The organism is Pseudomonas sp. (assembly GCF_026224925.1).
GTDB lineage: Bacteria > Pseudomonadota > Gammaproteobacteria > Pseudomonadales > Pseudomonadaceae > Aquipseudomonas.
Map to the genome: position 1 here is coordinate 1 of NZ_JAMFRV010000429.1, position 11,778 is coordinate 11,778.

Annotated in this window: 8 protein-coding genes; 2 read left to right on the forward strand and 6 right to left on the reverse strand. The window is 59.9% G+C overall.

Annotated elements, in window-relative coordinates; all coding sequences use genetic code 11:
* The 6 genes from M0974_RS18510 to M0974_RS18535 form a co-directional block, all read right to left on the reverse strand.
* Positions 1–289 (reverse strand): SDR family oxidoreductase (locus M0974_RS18510; protein WP_297839902.1); only part of this gene is annotated, 289 nt, incomplete at its 3' end.
* Positions 289–1,473 (reverse strand): acetyl-CoA C-acyltransferase, encoded by a 1,185-nt coding sequence (locus M0974_RS18515; RefSeq protein WP_297839905.1) that lies wholly within the window; start codon positions 1,471–1,473, stop codon positions 289–291. The genes M0974_RS18510 and M0974_RS18515, both read right to left, overlap by 1 nt.
* Positions 1,474–1,498: 25 nt before the next feature.
* Positions 1,499–3,610: a 3-hydroxyacyl-CoA dehydrogenase NAD-binding domain-containing protein gene (locus tag M0974_RS18520; RefSeq protein ID WP_297839908.1), complete on the reverse strand. Its 2,112-nt coding sequence runs from the start codon at positions 3,608–3,610 to the stop codon at positions 1,499–1,501.
* A 39-nt stretch (positions 3,611–3,649) separates the two neighbouring features.
* Positions 3,650–5,443: an acyl-CoA dehydrogenase gene (locus tag M0974_RS18525; protein ID WP_297839911.1), complete on the reverse strand. Its 1,794-nt coding sequence runs from the start codon at positions 5,441–5,443 to the stop codon at positions 3,650–3,652.
* Between the two features lie 138 nt (positions 5,444–5,581).
* A complete protein-coding gene (locus tag M0974_RS18530; RefSeq protein WP_297839914.1) occupies positions 5,582–8,230 on the reverse strand; it encodes a LuxR C-terminal-related transcriptional regulator in 2,649 nt (882 codons plus the stop codon).
* A gap of 52 nt (positions 8,231–8,282) precedes the next feature.
* The gene (locus tag M0974_RS18535) at positions 8,283–9,932 is read right to left on the reverse strand and encodes a fatty acid--CoA ligase (RefSeq protein WP_297839917.1); all 1,650 of its coding nucleotides are present in this window, start codon (positions 9,930–9,932) and stop codon (positions 8,283–8,285) included.
* Positions 9,933–10,195: 263 nt separating this feature from the next.
* Between M0974_RS18535 and M0974_RS18540 the strand changes: the two genes are divergently transcribed.
* Both M0974_RS18540 and M0974_RS18545 read left to right on the forward strand, forming a co-directional pair.
* The gene (locus M0974_RS18540; RefSeq protein ID WP_297839920.1) at positions 10,196–11,359 is read left to right on the forward strand and encodes an iron-containing alcohol dehydrogenase; all 1,164 of its coding nucleotides are present in this window, start codon (positions 10,196–10,198) and stop codon (positions 11,357–11,359) included.
* Between the two features lie 42 nt (positions 11,360–11,401).
* The coding region (locus M0974_RS18545; RefSeq protein ID WP_297839922.1) for an NAD(P)-binding protein at positions 11,402–11,778 on the forward strand (377 nt) is incomplete at its 3' end.

Consider the following 11,778-nt stretch of genomic DNA (forward strand, 5'->3'; position numbering starts at 1 on the left):
CCACACCCGCGTTGTTGATGACCACATCGACGACACCGAACGCTTGCTGAGCCAGGTCGAAGGCCGCCTCAACACTCGCGCGCGAGGTGACATCAAGGGCAACTGCAATCACCTCGCCACCTTGGCTGCGCAGTTGATCAGCCAGCGCCTGCAAACGCTCCACGCGGCGTGCGGCGATCACCACCTTGGCACCGGCACCACTGACCACATGCGCAAAGTGCTCACCCAGCCCGCTGGAAGCACCGGTCACCAGTACCACCTTGCCCTTCAACGAAAACAGAGTATTCATCACAACACCTCAAACAGGCCGGCGGCACCCATACCGCCGCCGACGCACATAGTGACCACGACATACTTCACGCCGCGACGCTTCCCTTCCAACAGTGCATGCCCAACCATCCGGGCACCACTCATTCCATAAGGATGCCCAATGGCGATGGCACCACCGTTTACATTGAGCCTGTCGTTGGGAATGCCCAGTTTGTCCCGGCAGTAAATGACCTGGCAGGCAAACGCTTCGTTGAGCTCCCACAGACCGATGTCATCGACCCGCAACCCATGCTGCTTGAGCAGTTTTGGCACGGCCAGCACCGGCCCAATGCCCATTTCCTCAGGAGCAAGGCCGGCTACAGCGATGCCTCGATACATCCCTATGGGTTCCAGATTGCGTTGCTGCGCCAATCGTCCGTCCATCAACACGCAGGCGCTGGCCCCATCGGACAGTTGGCTGGCATTGCCGGCAGTAATACTCCCACCCTCCAGCACCGCCTTGAGGTTGCTCAGGTCCTGCAACCGAGTACCGGGGCGGTTGCCCTCGTCCATATTGAGGGTCACGGATTCATGGCTGATAACGCCGCTGGCCTTATCGAGAATCGCCTTGGTAGTGCTGACAGAAATGATCTCGTCGGCGAACAATCCGGCCTGCTGCGCAGCGGCTATCCGTTGCTGGGATTGCAGTGAATAGACATCCTGCATTTCACGGGAAATACCGTAGCGTCGGGCAACCAACTCTGCGGTCTGCAACATGGGCATATAAGCATGCGCGGCGTGCTGTTCTACGCGCGGGTCACGCTCGGCCAAAGCCCACTCCATACTCCTGTCTTGAACGGCGCTGATATTCTCCTGACCGGCGCCAATGGCCACGCGCATGCCATCGTGCATGATTTGTTTGGCGGCGGTGGCAATGGCCATGAGGCCCGAGGCGCATTGACGATCAATGGTTTGCCCGGCCACGCTAAAGGGCAAACGGGCGGCCAATGCACTCATGCGCCCCAGGTTCCAGCCCGCGGTACCACTGGGCAGTGCGGAGCCCATGACCAGATCCTCGATTTCGTCGGGCTCGATCCCCGCCCGCTCGACAGCCGCTGCGATGGCAAACGAAGCCATGCTGGGGGATTTAAGGCTATTGAACGCTCCTCTGAACGCCTTCGCGATCGGCGTTCTGGCCGTTGAAAGAATGACAGCTTCCGACATGTGCAGGATTCCTTGAGAAGGTGCCTTAAAGGCGCTGAATACGAGTCTGGTGGGCGGCCACCAATCGTTGCAGCAGAGGCGCTGCTTGAAACCACATCTGACCGTAATCACCCAGTTGTTCTCGGTAATGCTCGATACCCGCAAGCACCCGGCTCAGCCCCATCTGTTCGGCATAGTGCATGGGCCCACCCAGCCACGCCGGGAAGCCGTATCCGTTAATCCACACCAGATCGATATCACCGCTGCGTTCTGCAATGCCCTCGTCCAGCAATTGCACACCTTCGTTGATCAGCATGAACAGGCAGCGGTCGTGAATCTCATCATTGGAGATCACTCGGCGGGCGATGCCGAGTTCGTTGGCCAACACCTCGGAACAGGCCACCACCTCGTAATCCTCTATGCGCTCGCGCCCTTCATAGCGGTAGAAACCGCGACCCGTCTTTTGACCATAATGGCCATGCGCGTAAAGCTCATCGGCCAGCTTGAAATAGCTGGCGTCATGGGCAATCGCTTCACGACGCGACTCACGCACCAGATAACCGACATCGATACCGGCCAGGTCGTACATTGACAGGACACCCATGGCCAGTCCCAGCTCGGTCAACACCCCGTCGACCTGGGCGGGCGTCGCCCCTTCGAGCACCAGGCGGTGTGCTTCCCGGGCGTAAGGTTCGAGCATGCGGTTGCCGATAAAGCCGAAACAGACGCCTGAGACAACGGCGATCTTGTCGGTCCGTCGGGCCAGGTGCAGGGTGGTCGCCAGTACCTGGGCCGAAGTCTCCCGACCGCGTACCACTTCAAGCAGCTTCATGATGTTGGCGGGGCTGAAAAAGTGCAGCCCGATCACGTCTTGTGGGCGCCGCGTGACGGCGGCGATCAGATCCACATCCAGCGTTGAGGTATTGGTCGCCAGGATGACCCCTGCCTTGCACACCTTATCCAGGGTACAGAAGACACTTTGCTTGATCGCCAAACTTTCGAAGACCGCCTCAATCACCAGATCAACGTTGGCAATGTCTGCGTACTCCAGGGTTCCTGTGATCAGCGCCATACGTGCTTCGAGTTGCTGGACGGTCAACTTGCCGCGTTTGACACTGCTCTCGTAGTTCTTGCGAATATGCATAAGCCCGCGATCCAGTGCTTCACCCTTAAGCTCCAGCAGTGTCACCGGGATGCCGGCATTGGCAAAGTTCATCGCAATGCCACCGCCCATGGTCCCGGCGCCAATCACAGCAACATGATCGACCGGCCTAAGCGCAATATCCTTACTGACTCCAGATATCTTCAACGCTTCGCGCTGAGCGAAGAACTGATGCCGCAGGGCCGCCGATTGGGCAGACGACTCGACCTGCTTGAACAACACCTGTTCTCTAGCCAAGCCCTCCTCCAGCGAACCTGCACATGCCGCCCTTACGGCTTCCAGGGCAAGTACAGGCGCCAATTGTCCCTTCCAGCGCCGGGATCGTGCGGCTGCGTAATCCTCAAAGAAACTGGCTGGCAAACCCTGCGCCGGATCGGAATAACGCCAGGCCCGCTGCGCAGGAGCCGATTCGTCCAGCAGCGTTCTGGCAAAATCAGTGGCGGCTGCCAACACGTCATCCCCGTCAGCGACCAGCCGGTCAATCAGCCCCAACGCCAACGCTTGCGATGCCGATACCGACTCACCGCTGAGGATCATCTCCAGCGCCGCTTCTGCGCCGATCAACCGTGGCAGGCGCTGCGTGCCGCCGGCACCGGGCAACAGGCCGATCCGGGTTTCCGGCAGCCCCAAGGTGGCTGACGCCGTACCGATGCGATAACCGCAGGCCAGCGCTGTTTCCAGGCCGCCACCCAGCGCGACGCCAGCGATGGCGGCGACCACTGGTTTTGGCGAGTCTGCCAACCTGGACAACAGGCTGGCCAAGTCAGGTGTCGCGAACGCAGCGGGTGAGCCAAACTCGCTGATATCGGCACCGGCACTAAAGGCGCGCCCCTGTCCATAGATCACCAACGCGCAAACCTGCGCATCGCCAATAGCCTGCTCGAATGCCTCGGCAAGCGCTGCACGCAATGGCTGGCCCAACGCATTCACCGGGGGTCGATCCAGCCCGATCAGGGCCACTTGGCCGTCCAACCGGTAGTCAATCAGTGTTGTCATGATGCTGTTCCTGTTAGCTGAAGACTGTTGAAATGACGCTCAGAACCAGCGGTTCTGCATGTCATGACAGGCGCTGTTACCTGCACAGAGCAATTGGGCAATACCGTGCAAGGGGGCCAATTCCCACTCCATGTAATACCTGGCGGTATGCACCTTGCCGCGATAAAAATCGCCCTCCTCGCCAGCGGCTCCACCTAGCAAGGCACGCTCGGCAACCATTGCCTGACGCAACCACACCCAGCCCACCAGAACGCGACCAAACAGGTCCAGGTACGCCGTGGCGTTGGAGAGGCCGAGGTCCGCGTGGTCCGCGACTTGTTGCTGCAACGAGGTGGTGACGTCTTTGAGTATCGCCAGGCCCTGAGCCAGACGTTGGCCCAAACGCCCGCATTCATCTAGGCGGGAGGCTTGCTGCAAGCTGCCTTTAACCTCTTCAAGGAACAAGGCATAGCCACGGCCGCCTTTCAAACCCAGCTTGCGACCGAGCAGATCCAGCGCCTGAATACCTTCGGTGCCCTCATGGATCGGGTTCAAGCGGTTGTCGCGGTACAACTGCTCCAACGGGTATTCGCGGGTATAGCCCGCACCGCCAAGTATCTGAATGCCAAGGTCAGAGGCCATCAGGCCGTAGCGCGACGGCCAGGTCTTGACCATCGGCGTGAGCAAGTCCAGCAATTGCGCGGCATCGTCACGCAATTGTTCGGTGCTCCCGGTGTGCGAATCCTCCACCAGGCTGCTGGCGTACAGGCACAGCGCCATGGAGCCCTCGGCATAGGCTTTTTGCATGAGCAACATGCGCCGCACATCGGCGTGCTCGATGATCGCAACCTGACGCGTCAAAGGGTCCTTGCAACTGGCCAGACGCCCTTGCGGACGTTCGCGGGCGTACTCCAGTGCATGCAGGTAACTCTGATAGGCCAGGCTCGCCGCCCCCAGGCCAACACCGATGCGGGCCTCGTTCATCATCTGGAACATGTAGCCCAGGCCTTTGTTGGCTTCGCCCACCAGATAGCCGACAGCGCCATCACGTTCGCCGAAACTCAGCACCGTCGAGGTGGTATTGCGATAGCCCATCTTGTGCAACAGGCCGACCAGGGCGACGTCGTTGCGCGCCCCCGTCGTGCCATCCGCCAGCACCAGGAACTTGGGCACCACGAACAGCGAAATGCCCTTCACCCCGGCAGGCGCACCCTGGATGCGGGCCAGTACCAGATGCACGATGTTTTCAGTCATCTCGTGATCGCCTCCCGAGATGAACATCTTTTGCCCGAACACCCGGTAGCTACCCTCTTCAGCCGGCACCGCACGGGTGCGCAGATCACCCAGCGCCGAACCTTGCCCGGGTTCGGTCAAGGCCATGGTGCCGCTGAAACGACCGGCGAACATGGCCGGCAGGAAACGCTGTTGCAACTCGCTGGAGGCAAAACTCTTGATCAGATTGGCCGCACCAATACTCAGGAATGGATAACCGGTGGTGGCGATATTCGCCGCATTGAAATACGCCATGCAGGCACGCAGGAGTACTTCGGGCAACTGCAAGCCGCCGTCCTCGAAGTCATGGTGCGCCGCCAGGAAGCCGGCATCGGCGAAGGCATCCCATGCAGTCTGGGTTTCAGGGATCAGGCTGACCCGCGCACCATCGAAGGTGGGCTCGTTCTGGTCGCCCTTGTGGTTGTGCGGCGCGAAGAACTCAACCGCCACCTGGCGTGCGGTCGCCAGTGAGGCGTCGAACACCGCACGGTCATGTTCGGCGTAACGCTCGCGTTCGAGCAAAGCCTGGGTATCGAGAAACTCGTAAAGCAGAAACTGAAGATCGCGTTCGTTGAGCAACATAAAAGTGAATCCCGCCGTGAAGAGTCATGAGCGAAAACGACTGTGATGTTGTATCAGCGCAGACATGCCAATTCGTCAAACCGGGGGTGGAATTTGGGATGGAGTTCTCCACCAGCCCCGGGTGGAGTACACGAGGCGTCAGCTTAGCAAGCCGACACTGCGGGCTTTGCGCAAGGCTTCATCGCGGTCATTGACCTCCAGCTTGCGAAACAGATTGTTGATATGGGTCTTTACCGTGCTCAGGCTGACAAACAACGATTCGGCGATTTGCGCATTGCCCTGCCCCCGGGCCATGCGCTGCAACACCTCACGCTCACGGCGGGTAACCGGCTCGGCCAAACGCTGGGCTGCCTGCACAGGCCTCAACAGGCTCGGCATCAAACGCTGCAACTGTTGCGGGCTGGGCAGTTCGCGTTGCAACTCATACTGCTTGCGGGCTTGCGATGCGATCAACTGCTGGAAAAGATCGCTCAGAGCGGCCCCTTCGAAATGCAGCAAATGGCCTAATTCAAACTCACAGGCCAGCGCCACCGCGTCATCCAGCAGGTGCATGGCCTTTCGCTGATCACTCTGGTCCAGGGCTATGCTCGCCTCAAGCAGCAGCAGGTCAAGCTTGAGCCTTCGATGCTGCTGCTCTTCGGCCAGCTCGTTGAGCGCCTGCAACTGTTTCACCACCACGGCCCTTTGCCCAAGGTGACGCTGGACCCAGGCATAGGCGAGGATCTCGTCCGGCTGTACGTCCTCGGCGTATTGCTGCTTGCACCAGTGCCACTCCTTTAGCCAGGCCAAGAGGAACTCCTGATCGCCGTGGCGAACGGCGTGCCGAACCCTCCATGCACCCGCCAGACGATACACGCGCCATTGTCCGAACGCCTTGGCAAGGCGCCGGGCCTCGTCCCATCGCGCTACCGCCCGGGCGCAATCACCCAGTGCGTCGAACAGGCAGGCCTGATGATGGAAAATCAGCGCCAGTGCCGCGTTGTGGGGGAAATCCATCGCGATTTTTTCTGCCTTGGCCAGGCTGATGGACGCAGCGCTCAATGCATTGCGTTGCATCAGGACCAGCCCCTGCCCCAGGTGCAGGAAGGCGTCATAGAAATTGCCCGAGACCTTACCGGTGACGTGCTCAAGCGCGCCTTCGAAAAAGCGCTGCCGGGCCTGTTCGGTTTTCCCCTGTGCAAGCTCGATCTCTGCAGCCTGCAAGTGCAAGTGATGGGTGTAACCCTTGAAGCCCAGCGTCGATAGCTGACTCAACGCCTCGTCATTCTGGCGCTGTGCATCAGTCAAGCGACCGAGCGCGGCCAGGCATCCTGCACTGTTGGCATGCAAGATAGCCGTCGCCGCATTGGCCGTGGGGTAACGCTCAAGGGCGATCCTCGCCACTTCCACGCCATGGCGCAGGTTGCCGCCCAACCACGCCAGGTGGCTGCGCAGGAACGCGATGGTCTGCATCGCACGGTCCAAGCGATAGTGCACGGGTTGCCCACTCAGGCGTTTCAATGCACCGATACACGCACGCGTGCGTTCGATGTCGTTGGTCACGATCAGAGTCGACGCTTCGGTCATGGCCAGGTTCAGGTGATCGGATTCGCTGTCGCGCAGCGCGTGCCCTAGGAAGTCGACGATCGCATTGATTTCACCTTCACGCAGCAGGTCGAAGGTGTGTTGCTCCACTGTATGAAACAACGCCTGGGTGTTTTTTGCTCGACCGTATTGATACACCGCCTGCGCATAAAAGGCATTGGCCAACAGCCAATCAGCCGCTTGCTGATGCAGTTGCAATAGTCTGTCGGCATTACGTCGACGCAGACGTTGTTGCGCCGTCAGCCGCAAGGCCGGATGGTACTGATAACGCAGACGCTCACCCACCCGCTCTTCGATGAACAGGTCCAACTGCAATAGCTTGCGTAGTAGTACCTCGGCTTGAGGGTCGCCCGTGAGCACCGTCGCTAGCTCCAGATCGAAGGCGCCCACCACCGAGGTGCACTCAATAAACCTCACCAGCCCTTGGGGCAGTCGGCGCAGCAGTTCTTCTTCGATAAACAGGGCTATTTGCTGGTAGGACGCGTGAATGGCTTGCTGCAGCCGCTCAGCCTGACTGCCGACGGTGTGCAGATCCCGGTAGGCCGAACACCAGAACAGCACACCGCTGATCCAACCTTCACTGCCCGCCTGCAAGCGATAGACGAACGCGGGTTCCAGCGCCACACCCTGCGCCAACAACACCTGCTGGGTCTCTTCGCCATCAAGGGCCAACTCGCGCGGGCCGAGCATGCGCAGCCGATGGTCCCGGCGCAGGTGGCTCAAGCCCAGCGCTGGTAGGCCTTCGCTCGCTGCGACAATCCGCAACTGCCGGGGCGGATGGTGCAGCAGCGCTTCCAGAAAGCCGAGTACACGGGGTGAGCGCAACAGGTGCAGGTCATCAATGCACAGCGTGTAAGCCGAGGTCAGACTGTCGAGGTGGCTACGGATGGCCGCCCACGCCTGATCCTTATCCATGGCATCGGGCAGCCCACGCTTGAGCAAGAGTTGATACAGATGCCCGAGAAAATAGATCGGTTCGTTATCCGAGCGATCAATGCGATAAAAGCCCTGCGACGCGCCCAGCTGTTCCAGCAGTTGGCTCATCAACACCGATTTGCCATAGCCCAAAGGAGCACACAACAGCACCAGTGCAGTGTCCTCGGCCAACGCGGCGACTATCTGCCCCATCGCCCGCGGCCGTGGGATCAGCGTACGCGGCAAGGCTTTGGGGCGGAACTTGCTGGTATCAATCGGTATCTTCACGACAACCGCCTTGGGACCACGAGTATCGAATGCAATCTTAACTCCGGACGTGTCAGAACTGTTTCCGAATCAATTTTTTATCCAGCTTGCCGACACTGGTGCGGGGAATTGCCGCTACCACCCGAACCTCGCTCGGAATGGCCCATTTCGACAACGTGCCCTGGTCCACGAAACGCATCAAATGCGCCTTGAGCGATTCAGCGTCCAACGCCTCGGTCGATGGCGCCTGCACCAGCAGCGCCACCGGCCGCTCGCCCCAGCGGGCATCCGGCACCCCAACCACCGCGCATTCACTGACGTGCGGATGCCGGCTGATCAGGCTTTCGATGTCCAATGACGAAATCCACTCCCCGCCCGTCTTGATCAGATCCTTGAGCCGATCATGGATATGGACCAACCCATGGCAATCGATACTGGCGACGTCGCCGGTGTGCAACCAGCCGCCCTCCCAGAGTTTCTCACTGCTGTCGGGGTCCTTGTAATAAGCGGGTGTGAGCCAAGGGCTGCGCACCAACAGTTGACCGACCTGACGGCCATCCTGTGGCAATGGCTGATGGTGCTCATCCACCAGCTTCATCTGGACCAATGGCGCGATCACCCCCGCGCTGCAGCGCCAGTGCAACTGCTGTTCTTCGTCGGCCTTGGCAAAGTCGGCCGGCAAGCTTGTCAGGGAAATAATCGGGCAGGTTTCCGACATGCCGTAGGCGCCGCGCACATCCACGTTCATCGCCAACGCCTTGCGGGCCAGACCGACAGATAACGCCGAGCCCCCTACCAGCACGTGCCAACCCGACAGATCGGCGTGGCTCGCTTCAGCCGCACCCAACACCATAGCCAGCAGGGTGGGCACGCAATGGGAGTAACTGACGCGCTCGTTCACCACCAGCGACGCAAGCACATTCGGCTCATAACGCCCTGGATAGACCTGCTTGCAGCCCATCATCGTGGCGATGTAAGGCACGCCCCAGGCATGCACATGAAACATCGGGGTGATGGGCATATACACCTTATCGCGATTGAGCAAAGGCGCACCGGCACTCGCGTGCGCATTGGCCCCGACCAAGGTATGGAGTACCAATTGGCGATGGGTGAAATACACGCCCTTGGGATTGCCGGTGGTCCCGGTGGTGTAGAACAGAGTGGCCACCGCATTTTCGTCGAACTCGGGAAAATCGAAGTGCGCCGGCTGGCGAGCGAGCAGCGCCTCATACTCGCCCAACAAGGGGAGCGAAGTTTCAGGGCCAGGTCCCTCATCCTGAAGTAGCACATAACCGCGAACGCTGGGCAGATGGCTGCCGATCAACTCCAGCAGGGGAACAAAATCGCTGTGCGCCAACACGATCACATCTTCGGCATGGGCCATGGTGAATTGCACCTGCTCGGCGGCCAGGCGCACATTCACCGTATGCAGCACGGCACCCAGCATCGGAATGGCAAAAAAACACTCAAGGTAGCGGTGGCTGTCCCAGTCCAGTACGGCCACGGTATCCCCGGCCTTGATTCCCAACTCGCTCAGCGCATGGGCCAGTTGATGAACGCGACGGTTGAGCGTCGGGTAGTCGTAGCGGGTGATGTTTCGATAGACGATCTCGTTGCTTCCAGCCGCGCGAACGCCGGCCTCGAGCAATCCTGCGATCAACAACGGTGATGATTTGAAACTTTCAGTGCTTGCCAGAAACTTCGGTTGATGAGGCAGGTTCATCATTCCTCCAGTGGCTTCGAGTCTTGTAGTTATTGGTCGTTCTTATAACGCGTTGCCGTGTTTCGATCTTCAACCCACGGGTGGAATTGCAACAGGTGCAGGGTGGACATATTTGCCAGACCAGCCCCTGGCCAACCCTCTTTCTCCACCCGGCCACCAGGCAAATTCCACCCTCAGGTTGAAGCTCGGTAGCCGCTGCTGCTCTTAAATGGGCCATCGCTGCATCCCGACCGCGAACCACCGCCCCTCAGGAATTCGAGTTCATGAGCATCTTCAAACCGTTCACCTTCGACACCGTTGCCTCAATCGTCGCAGAGTGGGGTGCCGCACGCCGCCTGGGAGAAATCCTCGGTGACTGGACCGAGCGTCGCAACCTGCTGATTGTCACCGACAAGTTTCTACACAACGCAGGCTTGCTTGATTCGGCCAAGGCATCACTGATTCAGGCCGGTTTTGCGGTCAGCGTGTTCGACGGAGTGGTCGCCGACCCACCGGAAGCCGTGCTCCATGACTGCGTGGACCAGGCCAGAGCGGCGAACGTCGACCTGGTATTGGGCCTGGGCGGCGGTTCGTCGATGGATATCGCCAAGTTGGCCGCCGTGCTGATCCCGTCAAACCAGGCACTGGCTGACCTGTATGGTATCGGCAAGGTCAAGGGCACTCGCTTGCCGCTGGTACAAATCCCCACCACGGCGGGTACCGGATCGGAGGTGACCAACATCACCATTCTGACCACCGGCGAGACGACCAAGATGGGCGTTGTGTCCAACCAGCTGTATGCCGACAAAGTCATTCTGGACGCCGAACTAACCATCGGCCTGCCACCGCTTATCACCGCCGCCACCGGCATCGATGCCATGGTGCATGCGATCGAGGCCTACACCAGCCGTCACCGCAAGAACCCGATATCCGACGCCCTCGCCCGCGAAGCCTTGAGGCTGTTGGCTAGCAACCTGATTCCCGCTTGCGAGGACGGCAAGAATCGTCTGGCGCGTGAAGCCATGCTCCTGGGCGCAACGTTGGCCGGGCAGGCTTTCGCCAATGCTCCGGTTGCTGCGGTACATGCACTGGCCTATCCGTTGGGCGGGCACTACCACATCCCCCATGGGCTCTCCAACGCGCTGATGCTGGGCCCGGTGCTGCGCTTTAACCTGAGTGCCGCTGCCCCCCTTTACGCTGAGCTGAGTGACGTGTTGCTGGGTTCGAGCAATGCAACGATTACCACCCGTGCGACCCGCTTCGTCGAGTTCATGGAAGACCTGATGAACCGCTCCGGCGCACCGCGTCGCCTGCGCGACGTCAAGGTCAGCGAAGACAGCCTCGCGCTGTTGGCCCATGACGCCATGAAGCAAGAGCGCCTGCTGCTGAACAACCCCGTCGAAGTGCGCGAAGCGGACGCCCTGGCCCTTTACAAAAAAGCCTTTTAAGCAGCGCCCCCTTTCTCACCACTATTCACAAGGAATCGATTTATGTTGAACACGCCACAGAACCCCTACGATATCGTCATTCTCGGTGCAGGCTTCGGCGGCTTGGGCATGGGTGCCCAATTGAAAATGCAGGGCATCGACAACTTTATCATTCTTGAACGCGGTGACCGCATTGGCGGGGTGTGGCGCGACAACGCTTACCCAGGGGCCGCCTGCGATACCGAATCACACTTGTACTGCTACAGCTTCCACCCTCATTTGCGCGTCAGCAAAATGTACGCCGACCGCGATGAGTTGCTGCGCTACATGGACTCCCTGGCCAACCGTTATGAATTGATGAAACACGTCAAACTCAATAGCGAGCTGAGCCACGCCAGTTGGGATGAACAGGCCAACACCTGGGCCTTCGAACTCGCCGA